At 69.6% G+C, this 24,712-nt stretch carries 21 protein-coding genes and 5 pseudogenes; 13 read left to right on the top strand and 13 right to left on the bottom strand.

The features are described from left to right. Positions 1-18 precede the first annotated feature (18 nt). Entirely contained in the window at positions 19-201 is a 183-nt protein-coding gene (locus M4V62_RS09620; protein ID WP_249586824.1) for a hypothetical protein, read from the top strand. A gap of 119 nt (positions 202-320) precedes the next feature. Here the strand turns inward: M4V62_RS09620 and M4V62_RS09625 are convergent. Next, positions 321-710 (bottom strand): annotated as a pseudogene (locus M4V62_RS09625) (Asp23/Gls24 family envelope stress response protein); the annotation flags it as partial. Between the two features lie 320 nt (positions 711-1,030). On the opposite strand from M4V62_RS09625, the gene M4V62_RS09630 reads away from it, so the two are divergent. The 7 genes from M4V62_RS09630 to M4V62_RS09660 all read left to right on the top strand — a co-directional run bounded on the left by M4V62_RS09630 (position 1,031) and on the right by M4V62_RS09660 (position 6,887). Beyond that, positions 1,031-1,468: an STAS domain-containing protein gene (locus tag M4V62_RS09630; protein ID WP_249586825.1), complete on the top strand. Its 438-nt coding sequence runs from the start codon at positions 1,031-1,033 to the stop codon at positions 1,466-1,468. Continuing rightward, positions 1,465-2,073, top strand: a complete 609-nt coding sequence (locus M4V62_RS09635; RefSeq protein ID WP_249586826.1) for a hypothetical protein — start codon at positions 1,465-1,467, stop codon at positions 2,071-2,073. Before M4V62_RS09630 ends, M4V62_RS09635 begins: the two co-directional genes overlap by 4 nt. Continuing rightward, positions 2,070-2,816 carry an ANTAR domain-containing protein gene (locus tag M4V62_RS09640; RefSeq protein ID WP_249586827.1) on the top strand — a complete coding sequence of 249 codons (747 nt, stop codon included), beginning with the start codon at positions 2,070-2,072 and terminating at the stop codon, positions 2,814-2,816. Before M4V62_RS09635 ends, M4V62_RS09640 begins: the two co-directional genes overlap by 4 nt. 89 nt (positions 2,817-2,905) lie before the next feature. Continuing rightward, on the top strand, positions 2,906-3,622 hold the full coding sequence (locus M4V62_RS09645; RefSeq protein ID WP_249586828.1) for a GAF and ANTAR domain-containing protein: 717 nt from the start codon (positions 2,906-2,908) through the stop codon (positions 3,620-3,622). Positions 3,623-3,912: 290 nt separating this feature from the next. Further along, positions 3,913-5,256, top strand: coding sequence for a bifunctional phosphatase PAP2/diacylglycerol kinase family protein (locus M4V62_RS09650; protein ID WP_249586829.1), 1,344 nt, complete (start codon positions 3,913-3,915; stop codon positions 5,254-5,256). Positions 5,257-5,450: 194 nt separating this feature from the next. Continuing rightward, positions 5,451-6,053: a hypothetical protein gene (locus M4V62_RS09655; RefSeq protein WP_249586830.1), complete on the top strand. Its 603-nt coding sequence runs from the start codon at positions 5,451-5,453 to the stop codon at positions 6,051-6,053. A 483-nt stretch (positions 6,054-6,536) separates the two neighbouring features. Next, positions 6,537-6,887, top strand: a complete 351-nt coding sequence (locus M4V62_RS09660; protein WP_249586831.1) for a hypothetical protein — start codon at positions 6,537-6,539, stop codon at positions 6,885-6,887. A 50-nt stretch (positions 6,888-6,937) separates the two neighbouring features. On the opposite strand, the gene M4V62_RS09665 is transcribed toward M4V62_RS09660, so the two are convergent. From M4V62_RS09665 to M4V62_RS09675, 3 genes are all read right to left on the bottom strand, one after another. Beyond that, positions 6,938-7,387, bottom strand: coding sequence for a hypothetical protein (locus tag M4V62_RS09665; RefSeq protein ID WP_249586832.1), 450 nt, complete (start codon positions 7,385-7,387; stop codon positions 6,938-6,940). Between the two features lie 698 nt (positions 7,388-8,085). Next, positions 8,086-8,799: a cation efflux transmembrane domain-containing protein gene (locus M4V62_RS09670; RefSeq protein ID WP_249586833.1), complete on the bottom strand. Its 714-nt coding sequence runs from the start codon at positions 8,797-8,799 to the stop codon at positions 8,086-8,088. After that, positions 8,799-9,134 carry an ArsR/SmtB family transcription factor gene (locus M4V62_RS09675; RefSeq protein ID WP_249586834.1) on the bottom strand — a complete coding sequence of 112 codons (336 nt, stop codon included), beginning with the start codon at positions 9,132-9,134 and terminating at the stop codon, positions 8,799-8,801. The genes M4V62_RS09670 and M4V62_RS09675 overlap by 1 nt, the downstream gene beginning before the upstream one ends. An 80-nt stretch (positions 9,135-9,214) precedes the next feature. On the opposite strand from M4V62_RS09675, the gene M4V62_RS09680 reads away from it, so the two are divergent. The 3 genes and pseudogenes from M4V62_RS09680 to M4V62_RS09690 all read left to right on the top strand — a co-directional run bounded on the left by M4V62_RS09680 (position 9,215) and on the right by M4V62_RS09690 (position 12,991). Further along, positions 9,215-9,970 (top strand): Chromate resistance protein ChrB, encoded by a 756-nt coding sequence (locus M4V62_RS09680; protein WP_249586835.1) that lies wholly within the window; start codon positions 9,215-9,217, stop codon positions 9,968-9,970. Next, positions 9,871-10,173, top strand: a pseudogene (locus M4V62_RS43715) (MFS transporter); the annotation flags it as partial. The gene M4V62_RS09680 and the pseudogene M4V62_RS43715, both read left to right, overlap by 100 nt. A gap of 292 nt (positions 10,174-10,465) precedes the next feature. After that, positions 10,466-12,991 (top strand): molybdopterin cofactor-binding domain-containing protein, encoded by a 2,526-nt coding sequence (locus tag M4V62_RS09690; RefSeq protein WP_249592760.1) that lies wholly within the window; start codon positions 10,466-10,468, stop codon positions 12,989-12,991. 64 nt (positions 12,992-13,055) lie between these two features. On the opposite strand, the gene M4V62_RS09695 is transcribed toward M4V62_RS09690, so the two are convergent. The 3 genes and pseudogenes from M4V62_RS09695 to M4V62_RS09705 all read right to left on the bottom strand — a co-directional run bounded on the left by M4V62_RS09695 (position 13,056) and on the right by M4V62_RS09705 (position 15,295). Beyond that, entirely contained in the window at positions 13,056-13,574 is a 519-nt protein-coding gene (locus tag M4V62_RS09695; protein WP_249586837.1) for a molybdopterin-dependent oxidoreductase, read from the bottom strand. Between the two features lie 125 nt (positions 13,575-13,699). Beyond that, a pseudogene (locus tag M4V62_RS09700) lies at positions 13,700-14,673 on the bottom strand (ABC transporter ATP-binding protein). Positions 14,674-14,875: 202 nt separating this feature from the next. Continuing rightward, positions 14,876-15,295 (bottom strand): TOBE domain-containing protein, encoded by a 420-nt coding sequence (locus M4V62_RS09705; protein WP_249586838.1) that lies wholly within the window; start codon positions 15,293-15,295, stop codon positions 14,876-14,878. A gap of 363 nt (positions 15,296-15,658) precedes the next feature. On the opposite strand from M4V62_RS09705, the pseudogene M4V62_RS09710 reads away from it, so the two are divergent. Continuing rightward, positions 15,659-16,053, top strand: a pseudogene (locus tag M4V62_RS09710) (ABC transporter permease); the annotation flags it as partial. 148 nt (positions 16,054-16,201) lie between these two features. Here M4V62_RS09710 and M4V62_RS43870 read toward each other — a convergent pair. From M4V62_RS43870 to M4V62_RS09730, 5 genes and pseudogenes are all read right to left on the bottom strand, one after another. Beyond that, complete coding sequence (locus M4V62_RS43870) at positions 16,202-16,276, bottom strand: 50S ribosomal protein bL37 (protein WP_397717501.1); 75 nt, start codon at positions 16,274-16,276, stop codon at positions 16,202-16,204. 14 nt (positions 16,277-16,290) lie between these two features. Further along, complete coding sequence (locus M4V62_RS09715) at positions 16,291-17,100, bottom strand: SDR family NAD(P)-dependent oxidoreductase (protein ID WP_249586839.1); 810 nt, start codon at positions 17,098-17,100, stop codon at positions 16,291-16,293. 265 nt (positions 17,101-17,365) lie between these two features. After that, positions 17,366-19,545 (bottom strand): annotated as a pseudogene (gene kdpB / locus M4V62_RS09720) (potassium-transporting ATPase subunit KdpB). Between the two features lie 867 nt (positions 19,546-20,412). Then, the gene (locus M4V62_RS09725) at positions 20,413-20,997 is read right to left on the bottom strand and encodes a dihydrofolate reductase family protein (protein WP_249586840.1); all 585 of its coding nucleotides are present in this window, start codon (positions 20,995-20,997) and stop codon (positions 20,413-20,415) included. 23 nt (positions 20,998-21,020) lie between these two features. Beyond that, on the bottom strand, positions 21,021-21,860 hold the full coding sequence (locus M4V62_RS09730; protein WP_249586841.1) for a DMT family transporter: 840 nt from the start codon (positions 21,858-21,860) through the stop codon (positions 21,021-21,023). A gap of 153 nt (positions 21,861-22,013) precedes the next feature. Between M4V62_RS09730 and pdxR the strand changes: the two genes are divergently transcribed. After that, positions 22,014-23,438 (top strand): MocR-like pyridoxine biosynthesis transcription factor PdxR, encoded by a 1,425-nt coding sequence (gene pdxR, locus M4V62_RS09735; protein ID WP_249586842.1) that lies wholly within the window; start codon positions 22,014-22,016, stop codon positions 23,436-23,438. Between the two features lie 1,002 nt (positions 23,439-24,440). On the opposite strand, the gene M4V62_RS09740 is transcribed toward pdxR, so the two are convergent. After that, complete coding sequence (locus tag M4V62_RS09740) at positions 24,441-24,620, bottom strand: hypothetical protein (RefSeq protein ID WP_249586843.1); 180 nt, start codon at positions 24,618-24,620, stop codon at positions 24,441-24,443. Positions 24,621-24,712: the final 92 nt, after the last annotated feature.

Raw genomic sequence — 24,712 nt, forward strand, 5'->3', positions numbered from 1 at the left:
ATCGGCAGGAGGAGACAGATGCTGGCATTCGCGGCGGCCGTGCTCTTCGTCATCGCCTTCATCATCCACGCAACCGAGACGTCAACCGAGGCGGTCTTCAGCCCGACGAGCCTCATGCTCGTCGGGCTCGCCCTCCTCGCCCTCCACTCGGGCGGCCTGGGGTCCGGATGGTCCCCTCGCAGCCGCGGTCGCCGGCGCTGAGTGCTCTCGCTCTCCGACTGGACTGTCGAACGCGTGGCACGCACGTCGCCGTCCGGCACACGCGCGGCGCGCCCCGGTGCTTCCGGGCCGCCGCCGCACGTGTCGCCTTGAGCGTGGTGTTACCGCACCCGACCCTCGACAGTCTCTGATGCGTTCCCTTCGGGCAGGTGCACGTCGGCTACGGAAATATCCACTTCGACGACTTCGAGACCAGCCATTCGTTCCACCGCCCCGATCACGTTCTCGCGTACGTCCGCGGCGACCTCGGTGATGTTCACTCCTTACTCCACGACCACTTCCAGGTCGATGGCGGTCTGCTTCTCGCCGACCTCGGCCCTGACGCCGCGTCCCGCGCTGGAGCGTCCGCCGGGCACGCGATCGCGCATCGCACCCACGGCGCGGCTGAATCCGCCTCCCCGTGCGTGGATTCCGGGCACGTCGCGTGCGGCGATTCCGGCGATCTTTTCCACAACCCCGTCCGCGATGGTCGTCTTACCCCGGGTGCTGGGTCTGGCTGATCGGCTCCGTCACGCGAAGCCACCTCCTCGGGCGGGATGGGGACTATCCTGAAGTACGGACGTCCTGGACCCCGGCGGACCTGTTGTTGCTCGACACAGATGGCTGCGGGGAGCGGACCACGTCGTCCGGTCGCCCGGTGCATCCCTTGGAGGCAACTGAGCGGTTCCCTTGTCCTGGTGGGCAGTTTTTGGGACCGCCTGTTCGCCTGCCTCCGCCGAATGTATGCCTCTGCCGGGCGCATCCCGAGAGGAACCGGGAGTCCGATTCCTCTGTGTGGCTCTGCCCGGCGGATCTTTGGAGCTGAGGCGTCATGCCTTTACCGCAGTTGAACATCTACCGGCACGGCAAAAGGAACCGGGCGCTGATCACCCTGGCCGGTGAGATCGATCTGGAGACGGTGCCGCTGATGCGCGCGACGTTTGAGCGGTGCCTCCGGGACGGCGTGCGCATCATCGACGTCGATCTCACCCCTGTCACCTTCTGCGACTGCAGCGGCCTCAACACCTTTGTCGAGGCGTTCCTGCACTCCAGCGCGGCTGGGGGGACGCTACGACTGCATTACCCGCCTCCCATGCTGGCGCGGATGATCGCCCTGACCGGTTGCGGCTTCGTACTCATGGGGCTGCCTGTCGTTCCAAGACCAACGCCCCTCCAGGGCCCTCTCTCCGCTGCCCCGATTCCACTCCCCGTGGCGGGTTTCGAGGCAGTGCATCAGCTCGCTCCTGCTGTCTCGGGCGGTGTGCTGTGACGGCCTGGTCCCGGCTGCGCCGGGTGAACCGCTGGCTGGTGGAGGACCTGCTCGAGGATCTGGCGGATCTGTACGTGGAGTCCCGAGAGACAGAGCCCCGCGAGGAGTACCGCAGTCGCAGTCGGCAGGACTTCCTGAACCGTCTGGCCGGTGACATCCGTCGGCCGGGGTTCGCCATGGTGATCGCGGAGACTGATGGCTTGGTGGGATGTGCCTTCGGCTTCCCGGTGCGCAGCGACGGCTTTTGGTGGTCGGGCTTCGACGGTGAGTTGCCGCGCAGCATTGAGCAACTCACCGAGTCCGACCGGGCCTTCGCGATCACCAACATCTTGGTCCGCCCGCACTCTCAGGACCAGGCCCTGGCCCGCCGTCTGCAGGAGCGGCTGTTGGGCGACCACCAGGCGTCACTGGGCACCACCTTGGTGGATCAGGCCGATCATCTGGCCCTGTGTGCCTTCCGGGCCTGGGGGTGGCAGGACATCGGAGAGAACTGGAGTCCGCCCGGCGCCATAGTGTTCCGTGTGCTGGTCCTCCCCCTCGGAGAGCGGACCATGGCGAGGCTGGAGGGACTGGCCCGACACGCCTGGACGCGGTGGCCCGCATGAAACCCACCAGCCGGTCGTCCCGAATCCGCGTGCTGGTCGCCGAGCAGGCGGCCCGGCGTGGTGCCCGGGTCGGGGTGGTAGACGTCTGCATCGCGGCGGTGGCCTCACTGCCGGTCGGCGGGGCCGGGGTGTCGGCGATGTTCCGGACCGGGGCGAGTCATCCCCTGTGCAGCACCGATGACATCAGTGAGCAGTTGGAAGAGCTGCAGCTCACGCTGGGCGAGGGGCCGTGTGTGGATGCCTTCACGCGCGGTGCGGCCGTCCTGACGTCCGACCTGAGGACCGGTGAACTACAGGACTGCTGGCCCGTATTCTCCGACGCGGCCCTGGAAGCCGGGGCACGCGCGGTCTTCGCGCTCCCTCTGCAGATAGGAGCGATCAGCCCGGGGGTTCTGGATCTGTACGCCCAGGTCCCGGTCCGGTTGGACACGGAGGAGCTGGCCGACGCACTGGCGTTCGCCGATCTCGCGACGCTGGTCCTGCTCGACGCCCGGATCGATGAAACGGGCGCATCAGGGAAGGGCCATACCGAGGACCTGGGCGGGTACCGCGCGGAGATCTCCCAGGCCACCGGCATGCTCACCGTCCAGCTCGGGGTCGGTATCGAGGAAGCCTTCGTGCGTCTGCGCGCCCATGCCTATGCCCACGGGCATCGGCTCACCGTCGTGTCCGCCGACGTGGTGGCCCGCCGTCTCCGCTTCTCCCCCGACGCGGAGCCGACCAGGAACGACGAGGACACATGACGCCCTCGCGCGGTCCGGTGAACGCACGATGCGCCGCGCTTCCCTCCCCATTCGGGCAGGGCCAGTCCTTCTTCATAGAGGTGTAAATGATGGACGAGCGACTACTGGCCAAGACCTTCGTCGAGTTGGCGGACACCTTGGTCGCCGACTTCGACCTGATCGACTTCCTGCGCCTGCTGACCGACCGCTGCGTGGGAATGCTCGGCGCGAGCGCCGCCGGCGTCCTGCTCGCCGACCGCGACGGCGAACTGCGAGTGATGGCCGCCTCCGACGAACAGGTGCGCCTGCTGGAGCTCTTCCAGCTCCAGAACGACGAGGGCCCCTGCCTGGACTGCTACCGCACCGGAACGCCCGTAGCCGTCCCGGACCTGCGTACGGAGACCGCCCGCTGGCCCCGCTTCGCCGCCCGGGCCCAGCTTCACGGTTTCAGCGCGGTCCAGGCCCTGCCCATGCGGTTGCGGGACGAGGTCGTCGGCGCACTGAACCTCTTCCGTACCGCCCCCGGCCCCTTCGATCCGCTAGGCACGCCCATCGCCCAGGCTCTGGCCGACGTCGCCACCATCAGCCTCCTGCAACAGCGCACCGCCCAACGCACCACGGTCCTCAATGAACAGTTGCAGACCGCGCTGAACAGCCGGGTACTGATCGAACAGGCCAAGGGGAAACTCGCCGAACGCCAGGGCATCGACATGGAGCAGGCGTTCACCGCCCTGCGCAGCTATGCCCGCGCCCACAACCGCCGTCTCTCCGACGTGGCCCGCGCCTTCATCGACGACACCGAACCCCTCGCTGATCTGGTGTCCTGACCCAGGCCACCAGAAGTGACGGGTGGTGCCCCCGGGACATCGCCGGCGCCCTCGGAAGGCCGGTGTGGTTGACGCGTCTTCGGCCAGACCGTCCAGCGTGGTTGCTCCGGGGGCGAGCGGGGTCTTTGCGCCGGGAGCGCGGGATCTGGGTCCGGCCCTCCCGAATGTGCCGCGGCGGGCTGATCCTGGCTGCCGGTTCCGAGCATGGATGGATCTGTCTCCCGGGCCGGTGCTGCCTTCACCGGCGAAGGCAGCAGCCTGTCTCCCACCGGCCGGGGTACCCGGCCGGCATGCGAACCCTCGAACCGCGTCCCGGCGAACACACAAACCTCGCTTCCTCGGCCACGAAGGGCCTGGCCGGCAACCGCAGCGCACGCCGGGCCGCCCTGCGCGGTACCGGCTCGCTGGCCCTTGTCTCCGCCGCCGTCCAGGCCACTGCCAAGGCGGTCGACCAGCTCCGACCGCTCCGGCATCCGCCGAGCGGGGTGGCGACCTCTCACCGCACGGCCGGAGCCGCCGCCCTCGCAACTGCTGTCACCCTGGAGACGCCACGGCTGGGGGCCGCCCTCATTCCCATAGCCGCGGGCATCGCCGTCTCCCGCCTCCGTTCCGGAGCACACACGCCCGGCCGCGTTCTCGCGGACGCCGCGCTCGGCGTGGGGATCGCCGTGGCGACCTGCCGCTGGTGGCCGCTGCACCGCGACGAGCCCGCCGACAGCGCCCGGCCGAAGCTCCCGGTTCCCGCTCTTCCGTCCGGCGAGGGTCTTGTCGTGGTCGTCAACAGCGACGCCGGTGGCGAAGTCCCGGCCGACGTCGAACTGCGCACTCTGCTGCCGAAAGCGGACCTGCGGCTCTGCGAAGCAGGCGAGGACCTGCACACCGTGCTTCGGCAGGCCGCCACGCAGGTACAGGCGCGTGGCGGCGCACTGGGCGTGGTCGGGGGCGACGGCACGGTCAACGCGGCAGCCGTGCTGGCCGTCGACAACCGGCTGCCGCTCGCGGTGTTCCCCGGCGGCACCCTCAACCACTTCGCCGCCGACCTCGGACTGCCGACCTTGAAAGAGGCCGCCGACGCGGTAGAGGCGGGCCGCGGCGGCGCCGTCGACCTCGGCCGGATCACCGGCAACGGCACCTGTACCTACTTCCTCAACACCTTCAGCATCGGCGTCTACCCCGAACTCGTCCGGGCCCGCGAAGCCCGCGAGAGGGCCCTCGGCAAATGGCCCGCCCTCGCCATCGGCCTGCTCCGCGTCCTCGCAGACGGCGCCCCCATCGACGTCACCGTTGACGGACAGCCCCGGCGGTTGTGGCTGCTCTTCGCCGGTAACAGCCGCTACGACCCGCCTGGCTTCGCCCCCTCCTACCGCCGCACTCTGGACGACGGCCTCCTCGACCTGCGCATCGTCGACGGGAAGCACCCCTTCGCCCGCACCCGCCTCGTGGCGGCCTTCCTCACCGGAACTCTCGCCCGCTCCCGCGTCTACCAGGAGACCACCGCCACCCGCCTGCACATCGAGGGCGCGGGCACGGGGGGCGACTACAGCCGTGACGGTGAAGTGAGCCCCGCCGCCGACATCCTCGTCCTCGACAAGAGGGGCCACGCCCTCACCGTCTATCTGCCTGCTCCCCAGTGATTCCGTGCCATCAGGGGACAGCAACGCCGGACCGATCCCGGGGCTATGCTGCGAAGCAGGCGCCCCCAGACCCCGGCCGCGCACCGCCCATTGGGCACGATGCCGTCCCGCGTGTCTTCCGGTCTTCTGAACCGAGGCGCCCCATGCACACTCCGCAGCACTCACACGAACCCGACAGCTCAGAGCCGTCCGCCATGGACGCCGTGCGTCTGCGCCGGCTGAACCGCTGGCAGGCCGAGGAACTGCGAGAGGACCTCGCGGACCTGTACGTGGAATCCTCCGCGGTTGACTCCGGTGAGGAGTTCCACGGCCGACAGGAGTTCCTGCATCGCCTGGCACACGACGTACAACAGCCGGGATTCGACATGCTGGTCGCCGAGGCGAAAGCACTGACCGGCTGCGCGTACGGACTTCCCGTGGCGCGCGACGGCTCCTGGTGGCAGGGGTTTGACGGTCCTCTGCCCCAGAACCTCGAGCAACTCACCGCGTCCGGACACGTCTTCGCGATCACCGAAACCCTCGTCCATCCGCACGAGCACGCCCGCGGACTCGCCCGCCGCCTGCAGGAACGCCTGCTCGCCGACCACCAGGCATCCCTCGGCGTCACCCTGGCCGACCAGGCCGATCACCCCGCGCTCGCCGCCTTCGAAGCCTGGGGCTGGCAGGAGATCGGACAGATCCACCGGCAGCCACCTGCCCCGACAACCCTGCGCGTACTGGTCCTTCGGCTCGGAGCGCGCACGACAGAGCACCCTGACGGTCTGGCTCACAACGCCCGGACCCAGCGGCCCGAGTAGCCCCGCATCCGGCAGCCCGCGGAGCATGCAGGGATACCGCAGGGCCCCTGTTTGGGATCCGCACGGCGGGCTACCCGAGCGAGGCGTCCAACGGTCGACCCGGGCGAAGGCACCGGAGAGTTGGGGACACAGCTCCTGGTGCCGCCCGCAGCACGCGCACGCCGTCACCGCCCATCGCGGAAGCACCTCAGCGCTCGGCGCAGCTCGCGTTGCATCTGCTCTGGGAACGGCTCGTCCACCGGCAGGCCCCAGGCCCGTTCACTGGAGCACGAGCCCCGGGACCCTGATCATGCCGCGCGCCTGGTCGATCACCGCACGACTGGACAGCGCCCTGCCCTCGACGCACAACTGCCGCTTGGCCCAGCGAGGCAAGGATGCCGAGGTGATCCCATCGGCCGTAACACTCGTGTCGCCGCCGCCTGCCTCCCCCCTCATAGAGCCGAAAGCGACAAACCGAGCACTACCTAGCCCGCATAGTCCTGCGTGCGCGGGTACATCAAGACCCTCGCCAACGAGGCCGCCGTCGACCGCACCGCGTTCTACGGCACCCGCCCCTACGCTCGCCTCCGCGCCGAGTTCGAACGACGGCTCCAGGCACTTCAAGACACCGGGGAGATCACCGACCCTCGCGAGGCCCAGATCACCCGGCTCAAGACAGAGAACACCAAGCTCAAAGAGCGGCTGACCAGGTCGGAGCAGATGATCGACGAGCTCGCGGACTTCCGTGGCCGCCCTGGCCCGGCTCGCCGCCCAGCACGAAGGAGATCGTCCGACTCCGCGAACCCGCCGGGACAAGTCGCGTCAGCCGCCTCCCGGCGCCACGAACCACCGTGATCGGGACGTGCAGTTGAGTCGGACCCGAGCTTGCCCGAGATCACTACTAGTCACACGGCGAGGATCCATACAGAAAGAATGGCCCCGCTCAAGGCGATGGCGGAGTGCAGTGCAACCCAAAGGGCATACATCCTGGTCCTCACCAGCAACGGGAAACGAAGGCGGTGGGTGCTTCGCACGGCCGCCAGCCCATCTTCAAATTCCAGTTCCGGGTGAAGTACACCGATCTTCTGACGCAGCCATCTGGCTTGCCGCATGTGAAACGCGCATCGCTCATGGGACTTCAGCGACGCCATGGCTCCATAGATCCCCAGAGCCACCATGGTCACGGTCACCGTGAGCATGGGCGGGTGGAGGCCCTTTTGCGCGAGAAACCCCAGTCCGGCCGAGACGATGACGACGATGATGTTCGTCAACGTCGCCCGCTGGTTCTCGACCTGGCGGTCAGATTCACGCTGTTCCTGCCAGAACGCTAAAAGTACGTCGGTCTTGTCAGCCACGGCTCCCCCTGCGCTCAGACTCACATGCTCCCCACCTCGTCTCAGATCATCTATCCCGCGGGGCCGTTGTCGACGCATGACTCGGAACCCCCGGCGATGAGGCGTGATGCCCGTCACGCCAAGTGGGGCTGGAATGCAACACGCTCACCGAACTGCATCGCGAAACCGCTCGCACCGAGGTAGCAGCGTGATGGAGGCCGGAGCCACCCTGGACGAGGCCCAAGCGCTGCTGCGACACGAGGTGATCGAATGTCCACGGGCCCCGGACCTGCTAATCCGCTGCACCCGCCCGGCCGGCCAGGGCCTGGGGCCCCGGGGCCCCAGGAGAGCTCATCGGCCGCACGACGCGATCGCGCGGGTCACACACCCGGAGGCTTGTCCGTGCGAGCTCCGCTCCGGCAGCCCGCGTCCAAGCCCTCGCTGGCGGCGTCGACGCGTGCCCGCAACGCCGATGCGACCCCGCACTCGTCCCCAAACCTCCTGGCAACCGCACAGGTGAGAGACCTGCGGGCCGCTGACTCGCAAGGTGCGCATGCCTCCAGGGTCGCAGTTCACCCCGCACGGCCACGGGATCTCCCGCTGCATTCGAGCTGGGCCAACAGGCGCCGGAGAGTTCGTCGGGCGGGTACAGCCGATGACACGGGAATTCAACGGCGGGCAGCCGGTGGTCGCGACGGGCCTTGCTGCGTCTGGGGCGGTCAGGTGCAGCAGTCGCATCCGGGGTGGCAGCCACATGCATCCTCTTCGGCGTTGGCGATGGGCGCCGCAGCGGCGGCCGGGGGCGCGCAGCATCCCTTGCCCTGCCAGGCGTCGCGGCCTTCCTTGACGGCGATGGCGGCGATGACAAGGCCGGCGATGGGGTCGGCCCAGGACCAGCCGAGGGTGGCGTTGAGGACGAGGCCGACCAGGAGGACGGCGGAGAGGTAGGTGCACAGGAGGGTCTGCTTGGAGTCGGCGACGGCGGAGGCGGAGCCGAGTTCGCGCCCGGCGCGGCGTTGGGCGGCGGACAGGAACGGCATGACCGCCAGGGACAGGGCGGCGATGACGATGCCGGGTATGGAGCGCTCGGCCTCGCCGGTGCCGGTCAGGGCGCGTACGGCGTCGACGCCGACGTAGGCGGCGAGGGCGAGGAAGGAGACCGCGATGATCCGCAGGGTGGTCTTCTCCCGGGCCTCGCGCAGGGCGTGGTCGCGGGCGGAGAACTGCCAGGCGACCGCGGCGGCCGAGGAGACCTCGATGACCGAGTCCAGACCGAAGCCGATCAGCGCGGTGGAGGAGGCGATCGTCCCTGCGGTGATCGCGACGACGGCCTCGATGACGTTGTAGGTGATCGTCGCAGCGACCAGCAGGCGTATCCGCTTCGCGAGAACATCCTGCCGGGCAAGGCTGGGGCCGATGGATATGGAGGCCATCAGCAGCACCCCTTCGTCTCGGCATCGACGCAGGTGCGGTCGGTCTCTACGGCGACCACGGCGGTGCGCAGGTCGTCCAGCGCGTGCCCGAGCCGTTCGTCGGCCAGTTCGTAGCGGGTGCGCCGTCCGTCGGGCACTGTGACGGCCAGGCCGCAGTCGCGCAGGCAGGCAAGGTGGTTCGACAGCCGGGTACGGGAGACGCCGAGCGCGTCGGCAAGATCGGCCGGGTAGGCCGGGGCATCCCGCAGGGCGAGCAGGATGCGGCAGCGGATCGGGTCGGCGAGTGCGCGGCCGAAGCGGGCCAGCACCTCGATGTCGGAGGCAACAGTCAGCACGGCACGACAGTACATAGAATCCTGAATCCAGGAAACCGTGGACTCTAGATGAGAATGTAACGCCTGCTGCATTCCCGAGCGTGACGAATGCTGAACAGCGCATACGGTGGCTGCTCCTGGTGATCAAGCTGCCTGCGGATCCGTCCCGGCACCGGGTGGCGGTGTGGCGGGAACCGCGCAAGATCGGAGCCCTCTCGCTGGGCCAGGGCATCTGGGCCGTGCCGGAGGCGCCGGTCTTCGCCGACGGCGTGCAGCGTGCTCTCGACCTCATCGACAGCGCGGGCGGGCAGGGCGTGACGCTCCGGGCATCCGGGCGCTCGCCCGAGGACGCGTCCCGCTTCCGGGAGATGTTCACCGCCGCCCGATCGGCGGACTGGGCGGAGTTCCTCGCGGACTGCGGCAAGTTCGAGGCCGAGATCGACGAGGAGGTCCGCATCGCCAAGTTCACCCTGGCCGAGCTGGAAGAAGAGAAGCAGAGCCTGGAGCGGCTGCGTCGCTGGCACCGGGACCTGACCGCCCGTGACGTCTTCGGTGCCCCGGAGGCCGCCGAGGCCGGGACGCGCCTCAAGCAGTGCACAGCCATCTGCGAGGACTACGCCGAGCGCTCTTCGGCGCGCTGCACGCGCGTGACGAGGACGCCTTGTGAGCCATCCGCCTGTCGCCCCCTGCTGCCCCGATGCGGGCCATGTGCCCGCTGTACGCGGCGGGGTTCACCGCCGCCTTCGGCGCGCACGGCATCGCCGCCAACCTCGGCGGCTTCTCCGAGGACGCCGTCGCCTCGCTGCTGGTCCTGGACGGTCTGCCCGCCCTGGACGACGGCGCCGAAGTGCTGCTGAAGCCGGCGTTCGGCTCGCTCCCCAACCGGATCGGCGGCAAGCCGGTCCTGCTCGGCGGCCTGAGCTCGTTCGCCGCAGCCTCCGCCCTTTCCCCGTCCGCTTCCGCGCTGGTGGCCCGCCTCAACCCGGCGGCCAAGCGCGGGCGTGCGTTCAGCAGTTACGGCTTCTACAAGTCCATCGGCTACACCCTCGGTGGCATCCTGGTGCTGCAAGCCCACGCGGCTGCGGCGGAGGGCATGTGCGTACGGCCTCTGGGTGCGGATCGGCAGTGGGCGTGGGAGTGCCCCGGAGGCGACCGGAGAGGGCGACCGGGCCCGGATCGTAGTAGCTGATCAGCCCGCCGTGGGACCGGATGACAAAACAGCCAGAGTCGCCCTGAACGGGCAAGGGCCGCCGCGTCACGAGCCTGGCAAGGTCAGCAGACCGGACGGCAGGGGCCCTAGAGTGCGGCGTGTGTCGTCGTACAGCATCGGGCAGGCAGCGCGGCTGCTGGGAGTGAGTTCGGAGACGGTCCGGCGGTGGGCGGACTCCGGGCGCCCGGCGGGGTTCTTGATGACCACGGCCGCCCTCGAACACGAGGAGGGCAGCGCCCACGACGACGGAAAAATGGACGACCTCCCTCGGGCCTTCAAGGGCAACCTCTGCCGCTGCACGGGATATCGCGCCATCGAGGACGCAGTGCGCGGCGTCAAGCACACCGAACGCCCCTGCGCGGGCAAGGCGGTGGGCAAGAGTCTCGGCGCCCCGGCAGGACCCCAGGTCGTGACGGGCACCGCCCGCTACACCTTCGACGTCGAGGTCCCAGGGCTGCTGCACATGAAGCTGCTGCGCTCCCCGTACCCGCACGCCCGCATCCTCGCCATCGACACCTCCGCAGCCCTGCGGGTCCCCGGAGTCCACGCCGTCCTCACTCACGAGGACGCACCGCCCACGCTGTACTCCAGCGCCCGGCACGAACACCCCACCGAGGACCCGGACGACACCCGCGTTCTCGACGACACCGTCCGCTACGTCGGCCAACGCGTCGCCGCCGTCGTCGCGACAAGCGAGCAGGCAGCCGAGGAGGGCTGCCGACGGATTGACGTGACGTACGAGGAACTGCCGTTCGTCACCGATCCCGAGGAGGCCATGCGCGAGGGCGCGCCCGTCATTCACGCCGGCAAGGGGCCGGAGGTGCGGATCGCCCGCGTCGAGAACAACGTGGCCGGCGAGGTGCACGGCGAGATCGGCTCCGCCGACGACGGATTCGCCGAAGCCGCGGTTGTGTACGAGGAGACGTTCCGCACCCAGCGGGTCCAGCACGCCAGCCTCGAAACCCACGGCTGTGTCGCCTACTTCGAGCCGAAGGAGGACGGCACGGGCGAGCGGCTCACGGTGCGGTCCGGCACCCAGACACCCTTCCTCACCCGCCGCGCACTGTGCGCTCTCTACGGACTACCGGAGGACGAAGTCCGCGTTGTCGCAGGCCGGGTGGGCGGCGGCTTCGGCGGCAAGCAGGAAATGCTGACCGAGGACATCGTCACCCTCGCCGCGCTCAAACTGCGGCGCCCCGTCAAGCTCGAGTACACCCGCGCCGAGCAGTTCTACGGCGCCACCACCCGCCACCCGTTCACCATTCGCATCAAACTGGGCGCCCGGGCCGACGGCACACTGACCGCGATCCAGATGCGGGTGGTGTCCAACACGGGCGCGTACGGCAACCACGGCCCGGCCGTGATGTTCCACAGCGTCGGCGAGTCCTTCGCCGTCTACCGGGCCCCGCACAAGAAGGTGGACGCCTATTCCGTCTACACCAACGGCGTTCCCGCCGGCGCCTTCCGGGGCTACGGCCTGGGCCAGGTCACCTTCGCCGTCGAGTCCGCCATGGACGAGATGGCCCGCCGCCTGGACATGGACCCGCTCGCCTTCCGGAAGCAGAACATCATCGGCCCCGGCGACCACATGCTCAGCCCGATCGGCGAGGAGGAAGACCTGCACATCGCCTCGTACGGCCTCGCCCAGTGCCTGGGCATCGTCCGCAAGGCCATCGCGGAGGACCGGAGCGCCGACGACGTGCCGAAGGGCTGGCTGACCGGCCAGGGCACGGCCATGGCGATGATCGCCACGGGCCCGCCCGGCGGCCACTACGCCGACGCGGCCGTCAGCCTCCTCGCCGACGGGACGTACGACATCGCGGTCGGCACGGCCGAGTTCGGCAACGGCACCACCACCGTCCACAAGCAGATCACCGCGGGAGCGCTCAACACCACCATGGACCGGATCGCCATCCGTCAGTCCGACACCGACGTCGTCCGCCACGACACCGGCGCCTTCGGCTCGGCCGGCACGGTCGTGGCGGGCAAGGCGGTCCTGCTCGCCACGGAATCTCTGGCGGGCCGCTTGAAGACCTTCGCGGCACGGCACACGGGCGTGGCGCGCCACTTGTGCACGCTCGGCGCGGAGGGGTTCGACTGCGCAGGACGGACGGTCACCCTCAAGGAGATCCACGAGGCGGCGCATGCGCAGGGGGCGCTCGACGAGATCACGGCGGAGGGCCACTGGGGCGGCACCCCGCGCTCGGTGGCCTTCAACGCCCAGTGGTTCAGGATCGCCGTCGACCCGGACACGGGCGAGATGAAGATCCTGCGCAGCGTCCACGCCGCCGACGCGGGCAAGGTCATGAACCCTCTGCAGTGCCGCGGCCAGATCGAGGGCGGAGTTGCCCAGGCACTGGGCGCCACGCTCTTCGAGACCGTACGCCTCGACGAGCGGGGCGAGGTGACGACGGCGGCCTTCCGGCGCTACCGCCTCCCGCAGTACGCCGACGTGCCACGCACCGAGGTCCACTTCATGGAAACCACCGACGCGATCGGCCCCCTGGGAGCCAAGTCGATGAGCGAAAGCCCCTTCAACCCGGTGGCCCCCGACTTCGCCAACGCACTGCGCGATGCCACCGGGATCCGCTTCACCGAGATGCCGGTGACCCGCGACCGAGTCTGGCTGGCGATGGACCAGGAGGCGGCGCGAAGGGGGCGGGCCTGATCCGAACGATGGCATGCCTCTACAAGGGCGGTCCGTCGCCCTCCAACTCCTGGTGGGAGTAGCGCTACTCCGTCCAGGGATCACCGATGTTGTGGTAACCGCGCTCCTCCCAGAAGCCGCGCCGGTCCTCGGTGAGGTACTCGATGCTGCGCAGCCACTTGGGGCTCTTGTATCCGTAGGGGTGGGGGACGACGAGACGTAGCGGGAAGCCGTGTTCGGCCGTGAGGGGTTCGCCGTTGTGGTGGGTGGCCAGAACCGTTTCGGGAGTGGCGAAGTCACTGAGGCGGAGGTTGGCGGCGTAGCCGTACTCCGCCCAGGCCATGACGTGCGTGACGCCCAGTGCGGGCGGGACCAGCTCCAGGACCGTCGTGGCGGCGATTCCGAACCACTCGTGGTCCGTCGAGGTGGGGCCGGTCGCGCAGTGCAGGTCGGCGACCACCGTGATCCGTGGGCGCGCGGTGAACTCGTCGCATTTCCATGTGTGTTCGTCGCCGTCGGCGGTTGCTCCGAAGACGCGCAGGTCCCAGCGCTCGGGGCGAAAGCGGGGGACGGGGCCGTAGTGCGATACGGGCCAGCCCAGCACGCGTCGCTGCCCCGGGGCACGGGGCGGGGAGTGCCGCGCGCATAGCTTTGCGGGCCGGCACGGTCACTTCCCACAGGTGCTCCCCCTCGTCTACGTCCGGCCGGACGGAATCCTGGATACTCCGTTCAAACCGGGTAGGCATGTTTCTGCGTCGCTTTGACCGTGGCCCAGACCGGCGCTCCCGGGTGGAGCTCCAGCTCCGCGGCCGCGACGGTGGTCAGATCGGCGGCAAGGGGCAGTTCGCAGGTGAGGTCCACCCGGATCTGGTCGCCGTGCGTCTCCAGGCCGGCCACCTCGCACTTCCACAGGTTGCGTGCGCTGGACCCGCTCGTGAGGGCGGGACCGGCGTCGAGGCGGACGGTGTGCCCGTCGGCCTGGCCTCGGTAGAGGTTGAGGCCGACCAGCTGGGCGATGTAGTCGGTGCGCGGATGCCGAGCGAAGTCGGAGGGCGCACCCTCCTGGACCAGGCGGCCGTGCTCGATGACGACCAGGCATTCGGCGAGCACCATGGCATCCAGCGGATCGTGGGTGACCAGTATGGCGACGGAAGCCGGTCAGGTGCCTTCGGAGTTGGGCCCGTACCCCCAGGCGCGTGCGGGCGTCGAGCGCGGCGAGCGGCTCGTCCAGGAGCTGAGCCGCGGGTGGGTGGCCAGCGCACGGGCGAGGGCGACACGTTGGGACTGGCCCCGGAGAGGCGGCGGGGTTTCGCACCGGCATGCTCGGCCAGACCCATGCGGTCGAGCCACGCGGCGTCCTGGGCGCGAGCCTCCGCCTTGGACACGCCGTGGCAGCGCGGCCCGAACGCCACGTTGTCCAGGGCGGACAGGTGCGGGAAGAGCAGATAGTCCTGGACGACGCCGACCGGGCGGGACTCGGGCGGCATACGGTCCAGGGAAGCTCCGTCCAGGTGCAGATGGCCGCCACTGGAGAGCGGAGCGAGTCCGGCCAGCGCGCGCAGGGCCGTGGTCTTGCCGGCTCCGTTCGGCCCGAGCAGTGCCACGACGTCACCCGCTGCCGCGCCGAACTGTCCCGCCGCCGACTGCCGGAGAGCGGGGTGGACCTCGCCGCTCGCACTCGTCCCCGATGCCGTGTCCCGCACGACCGAGGTGGGGCTGGCGGAGATCTCCAGCCTCGGCGTGCACCTGGTGCCCGCCGCCGAGTTGGCTGGCCACCTGCCCCGGCCGATGCCCGACGCAGTAATCCCTGCGCACGCGGAGGGCCGCCCACGGATAGGGCGTGCGTGCCGGGGGCCTCACACCGCCGGAGCGTGAGGCCCTCACGCTGTTGCGCGTGCGCGCAGATCAGGCGGTGGCCAGGGAGACCTCGGTCGACTTGATCAGCGCGACGACCGCGGAGCCGGCGGCCAGGTTCAGGTCGGCGACGGCGTCCTTGGTGATCGCGGCGGTGAGCGCGCCGCCCTCGACATCGACCTTGACGGAGGCCATGGCGCCGCCGGTCGCCACGTCGGTGACCGTGCCGGCGATCTGGTTGCGGATCGAGACGCCGGCGACCGGGCCGGTGGCGAGGGAGACCTCGGTGGACTTCACCAGGATCTTCACCTCGGAGCCCTCGGCCAGACCGAGCTCCTTGACGGACTCGGTGGTGATCGCGGCGGTAACGTCCTGACCTCCCGCGAGGCGGACCTTCACGGTCGCCATGGCCTCGCCGGCGGTGACGGACGCGACGGTGCCGGGGATCTGGTTGCGGATGCTCAGGCTCATGGGGTGCTGCCTCACAGAGTCGGAAGAGAAGAGGACTGGAGCGCCGTGGCGCTGTCATGCCCTGAAGCTAATACGTCCCGAAACATCCTGTTGCGAGGCCATCGCATCCACCAGGGGGAACGCGGCACTGGGCTGGCAGATCACGCAGGGACCAAAGGCACCATTCTTCGAAGCCCTCCGTACACCCCGATCCGTGCCCTTCGGGCACTCCTTCCGCACCTGCGCCTGCTATGTGGGTGATCGCCCGATGGCGTAGATACACCCAATTCGCCCTCAATCTCTTGCATGTGCGGCTTTACTCCACCGGTCAGGCTGCGCGCCTGCTGGGTGTCAGTCCGGACACCACCCGCCGCCGGGCGGAGCGTCTGCCTCCTGGTCACCCACGACCCCGGTGAAGCCGTCTCTCTCCGACCGCGTCCTCGTCCTCGTCCTCACCGACGGACGCACCCTCCAGGACGCCTCCCTCGCCGAGGTGACCCGTCGCCCGCGCTCGCCGTGGGTGGCCCGGACGCTCGGCCACCGCCGATGGCGCCCGACTGCCCGGCGGACTGGATCTCACCGCCGCCGAGCCCCTGGACGAGGACACGCCGACCCTGGTCGTCGTACCGCCGGAGGCCATCTCCCTCCACCACGAGCGGCCCACCGGCAGCGCTCGCAACATCTGGCAGGGCACCATCCGGGAGGTCACCGTCGCCGGCAGCCGCCCGCGCCTGATCCTCACCTCCGACCACGCGCCGGACACAGTCGCCGAGATCACTTGAGGTCGCCGCCCAGGCCATCAGCGTGAGCCATGAGGGGTGAGGGATGAGGGAGGCTTGGAGCTGCGTGAGGTGACTCATGGTGACGTCACCTGGGGTTGGGGGCGAGCGCGGCGGCCCGGGGCATGGGCCGCCGCTCCCGGAAGGATCAGCTGTTGGCTTTGCTGCCGTGGTTGGCCTTCTTCTTGCGGCGGTCTCGCTTCTTGCGGGCGCGCTTGGACATGGTGGTGTTCCCTTTCAGGCGTGCTGGCCGACGAGCAGTGAGGCGAGCTTGTTGAGGCGCTTGACGTTGCGGTACTCGGTGGCGATGGGTGCCGGGTCGACGCGCTGGTCGCGGTCGTAGTAGGCGCCGTTGACGATCTCCGTGGCCGGGTCGCAGAGACGCACGACGTGCGTGGCGCCCTCGGTGGCCGTGGTTCCCTCGAGTGCGTACAGCGGCAGGAGAGCCGTGTCGCAGATGCCGGGGTGGAGGGAGACCGCGGTGACGCGGGGGTCTGCGGCGAAGACGGTGAGGGCGAGCTGCGACTGGGCGTAGGCGGCGAGCCGGGAGTAACTGCGGGCGCGGTTGGGGTCGTTCCAGGCGATGGAGGCGGTTCGGTGGAGGGTTGAGGACACGTTGACCACGCGGCCGCCGGGCTCGCTGGTGAGCGTCTGTTCCAGCAGGTGGGTGAGCAGGTAGTGGGAGAGGAAGTTGACCTGGAAGGCGATTTCGTTGCCGTCGGCGGTGACGGTGTGCCGCTCGGGGGCCGCGATGCCCGCGTTGTTCACGAGCACGTCCAGGTGTGGGTGTTCGGCGATGATCCGCGCTGCCATCTGCTCGACTTCTTCGAAGCGGGCGAAGTCGGCGGAGAAGGCGCACAGGCGGGCGGCGGGAAGGCCCCCGATGGCGACCAGCGCGTCGGTTGCGGCCTGTGCCTCCTGGGGGGTGCGCCCGTGTACGAGGACGGTGGCGCCGCGTTCGGCGAGCTGCTTGGCGGTTTCGTAGCCGATGCCGGAGGTGGCTCCGGTCACCAGGACGGTGCGGGAGGAGAGGTCGGATGCGGACATGGTCCATCCAAGGTTGAGGGCACGCCGTTCGCAGGCGTGTGCGCAGGTATGGAAAAAGGGGCGCCGGACGAGGTCGCGGCGCCCAGGGCTGCGGAGTGCGCGTCAGCGGTGGGCGGACGGCTCCGGACAGCGGGGCTCACGACGGTGCGCCTGATGAGGCGGCCGGTCGAGAAGGAGCCACTCGCTGTTCACGCTCTCCATCAAACCCGGGCCGGGCGGTGAGGGCCAGGGCAACGGGCGTTCCCTGACACACCCCTGATGTGGGTCAGCCCAGGCCCGGGATCGTCGACACCAGCGCGTCAATGGCCTTGATCCCGATGAAGGGCAGCACAAGTCCCCCAAGGCCGTAGACCGTGAGGTTGCGCCGCAGCAGGTCATGGGCCGACGCCGGCTTGTAGTGCACCCCGCGCAGGGCGAGCGGGATCAGGGCCACGATGATCAGGGCGTTGAAGATGATCGCTGAGGCGATCGCCGAGGTGGGGCTGTGCAGCTCCATGATGTTCAACGCGTCGAGTCCCGGGTACGTCGCGCTGAACATCGCTGGGATGATCGCGAAGTATTTCGCCACGTCGTTGGTGATGGAGAAGGTCGTCAACGCTCCTCGGGTGATCAGGAGTTGCTTGCCGATCTCGACGATCTCGATGAGCTTGGTGGGGTTGGAGTCCAGGTCCACCATGTTCCCGGCCTCCTTGGCGGCCGAGGTCCCGGTGTTCATCGCCACGCCCACGTCCGCCTGCGCCAGCGCCGGGGCGTCGTTCGTGCCGTCACCCGTCATCGCGACGAGTTTGCCGCCCTCCTGCTCACGCTTGATCAGGGCGAGCTTCTCCTCGGGCGTGGCCTCCGCCAGATAGTCGTCGACGCCCGCCTCGGTGGCGATGGCGCGGGCTGTCCGCGGATTGTCACCGGTGATCATGACGGTACGGATTCCCATCCGGCGCAGCTCGGCGAACCGCTCCCGGATCCCGTCCTTGACGACATCCTTGAGATGGATGATCCCGAGCACCCGGGGGCCATTCGCGTCGTGGACGGCGACGAGCAGCGGTGTACCCCCGCTTCCCGCGATGGCCTCGCTCCATTGCCCGGCCTCCGCGGGCACCGTACCCCCGTACATCCGCACCCACTCGATGACCTGCGCGGACGCTCCTTTCCTGATCGAGCAGTTGGTTCCGTGCGGCCCATGCATGTCCAGGCCGCTCATCCGGGTCTGCGCGCTGAACTCCACGAACCGCACCTGCCCCAACTCCCCGTCCGCGGGCTCCCGGAGCCCGTACCGCTCCTTGGCCAGCACGACCACCGAGCGCCCCTCGGGCGTCTCGTCGGCCAGTGAGGAGAACTGGGCGGCGTCCGCGAGGGATGTTTCGGTGACCCCTGGCAGCGGCACGAAGCCGACAGCCTCGCGGTTGCCGAGGGTGATGGTGCCGGTCTTGTCCAGGAGCAGGGTGTTGATGTCGCCCGCCGCCTCCACCGCGCGCCCCGACATGGCGAGGACATTGCGCTGCACGAGCCGGTCCATGCCGGCGATGCCGATCGCGGAGAGCAGCGCCCCGATGGTCGTCGGAATGAGCGTCACCAGGAGTGCGACGAGCACCGTCGTCGAGGGAGCGGCCCCCGCGTAACCGGCCATCGGTGTCACGGCGACGACGACCAGCACGAAGACGATCGTGAGTGCGGCCAGCAGGATGTTCAGCGCTATCTCGTTGGGCGTCTTGTGCCGTGCGGCGCCCTCGACCAGCGCGATCATCCGGTCCATGAAGGAGTGCCCGGGGCGCGAGGTGACCGCACGACGAGCCGGTCGGAGAGCACCGTGGTCCCGCCGGTGACACCGGTCCTGTCGCCGCCCGACTCCCTGATGACCGGCGCGGATTCGCCGGTGACCGCGGATTCGTCGACCGCCGCGACGCCGTCGACGACGTCGCCGTCGGCGGGGATGAGCTCACCCGCCTCGACGAGCACGAAGTCGAACATCCGCAGATCGGTGGCAGCGACGGCCTCCGTCTCCGCCCGGTCCAGGTCGGTGCCGTACCGCCAGTGTCGCAGGCGCAGCGCCACCGTGTCCTTGCGCGCCTTGCGCAGCGACTCGGCCTGCGCCTTGCCGCGGCCCTCCGCGACCGCCTCGGCGAGGTTGGCGAAGATCACGGTCAGCCAGAGCCAGACGCTGATCACCCAGGCGAAGACCGAGGGGTGGGCCAGGGCGGAGAGAGTGGTGAGCACCGACCCGACGGCGACGACGAAGAGCACGGGCTTTTTGACCAGGGCCCGCGGGTGCAGTTTGCGCAGTGCGTCGGGAAAGGACTTCAGCAGCTGTACGGGATCCAGCAGTCCGCCCTTGGTGCCACGGCCGCCAGGACCGCCACTGCCGCCGCGCCGCCGGGATGTCGGCGGCGCGGGACCGAGCGGCGGGGTCCTGGGGACGGGAGGCGCCTGAGGGGCAGCGGCGGGATGCATCGAGGATGACCTTCTGATAGGGACGGGCGGAGCGGCAAGGGCCGCGGCACGGCAGGGGACGCGGCGGCCGCCGGGGTTGCCGCTGCCCGGGGACGCGGCGGTACGACGGGGAGACGCCGCCACGTGCCCGGCCGCCAGCCTCCGGCGGCCGGAGGCGAATCTAATGCTCCAGATGAGCCGGGAAGGCCCGTAAGACCCGGTACTTGCGCATCCCATACGGGCTTGAGCGCGGTACCGCCAAGGTGCCGTCAAAACCGGCTGACGCGGCATCAGGGCGGCGTAAGGATGCGCCTTTCCCGGCCGTGGCCAGATCCAGACTGATCACCACGGGGGACGGACGACCGGTCCGTGGTGTGACGTCGGTGAGCGAGTGACCATCACCGCCGGAAGCACGCGCAGTCCGCAAGCGGGGCCCGGACGGGCGCAGTCCCGCTCACGCCGGTCGAACCACCCGAGGGCCGTTCCGGTCCGCGGCCACGAGGGGGCCGCGCCGGGACGGCCCTCGTACTGTCCGCGTACGGGCCGACCACCACGACCGCGCGCTGCACTCCACACAGCCCCTATGAGCGGGGTCCTGACTGTAGCTGTTTGACCAGGTGGAAGAAGTCTCCGGCCGCCTCACGGCTTCCCACTTCCTGGCCCCGCGTGTTCCAACTCGACCGTCAGCCGGCGGCTACGTGGCGACTGGCGGTCGATGATGGGAGGAACCGCGCGCAGGAGAGACGTCGCAGGGACGTGCGCGTTGCGGCAGACCTGTGTTCCTCCCCAGAGCGCCCCGCTGGGGTCGGGACCGACCCTTGTTGCGCTGGACGGTCCCGGCCCCACTGCGGCAAGCGGCTGCGGCTGTTGGGAGCGGTCTGGCTGTGCCTAAGGCTGCTGGTTGGCGCCTGGCCGGTACCTGACGTTGATCTCGGCTGTGGGGATGTCGCCGTTGAGCAGTTGGAGCGTGACGGGGGCGCCGCCGGGGTTGTCGAAAAGGCGGATTCCGTCACCGAGCAGGACGGGGGCGATGTGCAGGTCGATGTCGTCGATCAGACCGAGTTCGAGGGCCTGCCGGCCGATGGAGGCGGAGAGGATCTCCAGGTTCTTGCCGTCGGCGGATTCGAGGCCGATCCGGATCGCTTCGGCCACGCCGCAGTTCAGGAACGTCGTGTTGGGGGTGGGCGGGGCGTCCTCGGGGTGGTGGGTGAGGATGAACACGGGTGCTTGCCACGTGCCGTCGTAGGTGGAGTCGGCGTCGGGGAAGGCGTCGAAGCCGTCCCGGCCGCCGAGGATGGCGCCGGTGGTCTTCATGTACTCCTGGGTGATGTCGGCCCGGGGGTTGACGATCCCGTTCATCCAGTCCATGGAGTGGTTCGGGCCGGCGATGAAGCCGTCGAGCGACATCGTGAAGTGCCAGAGGACCTTGCCTGCGGCGGTCTGCGGTGCGGTGTCGGGCAGTGCGTACGTCATGTCAGTCTCTCCTTGGTGGGTTCTCATCCGATGGCGACGAGGACGACGGCGGCTCCGCAGGCGGCGAGGCCGAGGCGCTGGGTGGGACGGATACGTTCCTTCAGGATCACGACGGCCAGCAGAACCGTGATCGCCGGGAAGAGTGAGGTGAGGACCGCGGCGACGCCGAGGTCGGTGGCCTGGGTGGCGGCGAGATAGAGGCAGGTGCCGACGGCGCCGAGCGCGCCGGCGACGACGCCCCAGTGCAGGTGCCTGACACCACAACGCCAGGGCTGACGGAGCGCGGTGGCGATCGCGGCGATCACGACAGCACCGATGAGCTGGCTCGCGGCCAGTGGCAGCACCCCGGCGGAGGACGGAATCTGGGCAGTGGCGACGAACAGGCAGCCGAAACCCAGCCCCGCGATTCCGCCGTCGATCATCGCCGGCCGGCGACTGGCCGCCGGGTCTGCGCCACTCTCGCGAGCCACCAGCCAGATCCCCGGCAACGCGACGAGGACGCCGAGCCAGACGAGCGAGGTCGGCCGCTCGCCGAGGGCGGAGCCGACCAGGACGGGCAGGATCGCGGCGCCGACGGCCGAGATCGGTGCTGCGGTCCCCATGCTGCCGGAGGCGAGACCGCGATAGAGGAAGGCCGACCCGATCGCACCCCCGACACCGGCCAGCGCCGCCCAGCCGAAGTCCCGCAGCGACGGGGCGCCGGGCATCGCCAAGCTGACGCCGACGATCGCCGCCGCACCGGCCAGCTGCCCTGTGAAGGCGACCGCCCAGGCCGAGACCCGACCGGAGCCGAAGCCTCCGATGAAGTCGGAGGTGCCGTACCCGACAGCGGCCAGCAACGCCAGCAGAATCCCGATGGTCATCGCGGCCCACCGCCGTCGTGAGCGCTGAATGTCGAGGTGATCATCGGGTCCTCCTGCTGGTGTCGTTGCCAGTACCTCGATCCTCGACGAAGATTGGTCTTGCCTGCAGAGCCAATTGGAAGGCTGCGGAGTGGACCACTTGGGGTGGCGTTGATGGCGGTGCGCTGGGTCGGGGTCGGACCGGAGCTGCTCATCGGCCTGGACCGGTCGAGTCTCGAACCGATCGGGCAGCAGCTCCAGCGCGAGCTGCGCGGCGCGATCCGCGCCGGCCGGCTTTCCGCGGGCGAGCGGTTGCCGTCCAGCCGGTCCCTCGCCGAGCAACTTCAGGTGTCCCGGGGGCTGGTTGTGGAGTCCTACGACCAACTGGCCGCGGAGGGCTACCTGATCACCGCAATCGGATCCGGTACGCGGGTCGCTCCGAGCACGGCCGCACGCGATGCGCCGCGGCGACCGAAACGGGACGACCGCACGCCACCGGCGCCGATCGAGGTCGACTTCGAGTACGGAATCCCCGACCTCCCGTCGTTCCCTATGCAGGACTGGCTGTGGGCGCTCACCCAGGCAGCACGAGGGGCGGGATCCGCCGCCATGGGCGACGAGACGGACTCGGGCTCCGGACAGCTCCGCGGTGTCCTCGCGGGGTACCACCGGCGCGTCCGAGCCGGTACCGCCGAAGCCGAGGACGCGATCATCGTGAACGGCTTCCGGCACGGCCTCAACCTGGTCTTCGGTACGCTCGCGCGCGCCGGCCATCACACGGTCGCGCTGGAAGACCCTGGACCTCGCGAGCACGACGAACTCGCTGCCCGGGCCGGCCTTTCGCCGATTGCGGTACCCGTCGACGAGGAGGGCGTGGACGTGGAGGCGCTGGCCGCCTCCGGAGCCCGTGCCGTCCTGGTCACACCGGCTCATCAATGCCCGGCCGGAGTCGTCCTGAGCGCACGGCGCCGCCGCGACCTGATCGCCTGGGCCGAGGAGGTCGACGGACTCGTTCTCGAAGACGACTACGACGCCGAGTTCCGCTACGACCGTCAGCCGGTCGGCTCGCTGCAGGGCCTCGCACCGGACCGGGTCATCGCGCTCGGTTCGGTCAGCAAGACGCTGGCTCCGGGCGTCCGGATCGGCTGGCTGCTGGTCCCACCACGACTCCTGGAGCCGTTGGTGCGGGAGAAGCACCTGACCAGCCGCGGAGTACCCGCACTCGACCAGACCGCACTGGCGCTGCTGATCGAGTCCGGACGCTTCGACCGGCATCTGCGCAGGGTGCGGGACATCTACCACGCCCGCCGCCAGACCCTGGTCACCGAACTCGCGGAGCACGCCCCCGGCATCCGGCTAGACGGCTTGGACGCGGGCTGCCACGCCCTCCTGCGGCTCCCCCCGAAACTGACCGAGAACGACGTGGTGGACCGCATCGCCGCCCAGGGCGTCCAGGTCTACGGCCTCGATCGCTACCGCACCGCCGGCGCGACCAAACCGACCGCGTTCAGCCCTGCCCTGGTACTCGGCTTCGGCAACGTCAACGAGTCCAGGATCCGTCACGGCGTACGCATCCTCGCGGCAGCGCTGAACACCTGAGTCCGCCTACAAGTCGTCGAGCACCTCACGGAGTTCCGTGCGGTATCGGGGGACGCGGTCGCATGGGTGCGACGCCGGGGCGCGGCGCGTACCGCGCCCGGTAGTGGGTGGGTGGCACCCCCATAGCGCCACGGAAGGCGCGGGTGAAGTCGGCGGGCCGCGGGAATCTCCACCGAGTGGCGATGGCGTGGACAGTGAGGTGGCTCAGGCCCGGATCGCCGTCGAGTCGGAGCTCCAGCACTCGGCCATGGCCGAGCACGCGGACGAGCTGAACTCCCTACGTGAGCAACAGGACAGGGAATCCCGTCGTCTTCCTGGGCTGCTGCGCCGTTACGATTCACCAGCGAGCTGACCTTCTCCGTACTGGGCCCGGCGCCCACCCCCTGCCCGGCCGGAGCACGGCCGAAGGCGTGAAGGAGAAAACCACACGCATCCCCGGATCAATGACACCGGCACCCGGATCATCCGCAGGCGACATCTCGCAAGGCGCGCAGGGTAGACGTGCAGGTATGACCACTCATGAGAGAAGCGGGCAAGACGAGGAGCCGCTGGTGGGTACCAGGGCTTACACCGATGTCGAGCTGGCACTGAAGCAATTGGGCGTCGGGCCGGTGGAGCGAGGCTCGTCTCCTCAGTTCTCCGGTGGCGCGTCATCGGCCTACCGGTGGGCGCTGGGACGCGCGGACCGTTCACCCGTCACGGGGGCGGACAACGCAGGTGGTGTCCCGGATCTGCAGGCGCTCACCGCCGAGGCGGATGCGGCGGTCGTACGGACGGAGGACCTCACCAGGTCACCCGGCCCGCGAGACTACAGCCGAGGAGTGCATGATGCCCTGGCCTGGGTATGCGGACACACCAGCCAGGCACCGTGAACAGCTGCGCTGAAGGCATGGACCGACGTACGCCTCTTGCGTCGTCTACCGCACGCGTCCTGCGTCGGTCATCTGGGCAGGGCCGTTCTCGGCTCCCTCCCGCAGGAGTCGAGCACGGCCACGGAGGGCTTCAGGGTTCTTTCCGCCGGAACACTGCGTCGGCCAGCGCCTCCCGCAGAGCGAAGAGCGCCGCCAAGTCCGCATCCACCACGAACTGATCCAGTAGGACACCGACCCGCCAGTGCTGATCCTCGCGAACCGCCTGCACGATCTCCGCGATGGCCGCACGCTGCCCAGCAGGAACCTCCACCACATCACTCTCGGGTTCACGCAGGGCCTCAACAGACCGTGTTGGGCATACTCCCTTGGCCGGCCTGGACCCGTGCACTCATCACCTTAGGG

It is taken from the genome of Streptomyces durmitorensis (assembly GCF_023498005.1).
Lineage (GTDB): Bacteria > Actinomycetota > Actinomycetes > Streptomycetales > Streptomycetaceae > Streptomyces > Streptomyces durmitorensis.

What these genes read in the sequence shown, in the direction of transcription:
- M4V62_RS09715 (WP_249586839.1), bottom strand. Translation starts at nt 17,100, where the DNA reads ATGTCCGCATCCGACCTCTCCTCCCGCACCGTCCTGGTGACCGGAGCC.
- M4V62_RS09630 (WP_249586825.1), top strand. Translation starts at nt 1,031, where the DNA reads ATGCCTTTACCGCAGTTGAACATCTACCGGCACGGCAAAAGGAACCGG.
- M4V62_RS09730 (WP_249586841.1), bottom strand. Translation starts at nt 21,860, where the DNA reads ATGACCATCGGGATTCTGCTGGCGTTGCTGGCCGCTGTCGGGTACGGC.
- M4V62_RS09620 (WP_249586824.1), top strand. Translation starts at nt 19, where the DNA reads ATGCTGGCATTCGCGGCGGCCGTGCTCTTCGTCATCGCCTTCATCATC.
- M4V62_RS09640 (WP_249586827.1), top strand. Translation starts at nt 2,070, where the DNA reads ATGAAACCCACCAGCCGGTCGTCCCGAATCCGCGTGCTGGTCGCCGAG.
- M4V62_RS09705 (WP_249586838.1), bottom strand. Translation starts at nt 15,295, where the DNA reads ATGAGCCTGAGCATCCGCAACCAGATCCCCGGCACCGTCGCGTCCGTC.
- pdxR (WP_249586842.1), top strand. Translation starts at nt 22,014, where the DNA reads ATGGCGGTGCGCTGGGTCGGGGTCGGACCGGAGCTGCTCATCGGCCTG.
- M4V62_RS09670 (WP_249586833.1), bottom strand. Translation starts at nt 8,799, where the DNA reads ATGGCCTCCATATCCATCGGCCCCAGCCTTGCCCGGCAGGATGTTCTC.
- M4V62_RS09645 (WP_249586828.1), top strand. Translation starts at nt 2,906, where the DNA reads ATGGACGAGCGACTACTGGCCAAGACCTTCGTCGAGTTGGCGGACACC.
- M4V62_RS09725 (WP_249586840.1), bottom strand. Translation starts at nt 20,997, where the DNA reads ATGACGTACGCACTGCCCGACACCGCACCGCAGACCGCCGCAGGCAAG.
- M4V62_RS09650 (WP_249586829.1), top strand. Translation starts at nt 3,913, where the DNA reads ATGCGAACCCTCGAACCGCGTCCCGGCGAACACACAAACCTCGCTTCC.
- M4V62_RS09655 (WP_249586830.1), top strand. Translation starts at nt 5,451, where the DNA reads ATGGACGCCGTGCGTCTGCGCCGGCTGAACCGCTGGCAGGCCGAGGAA.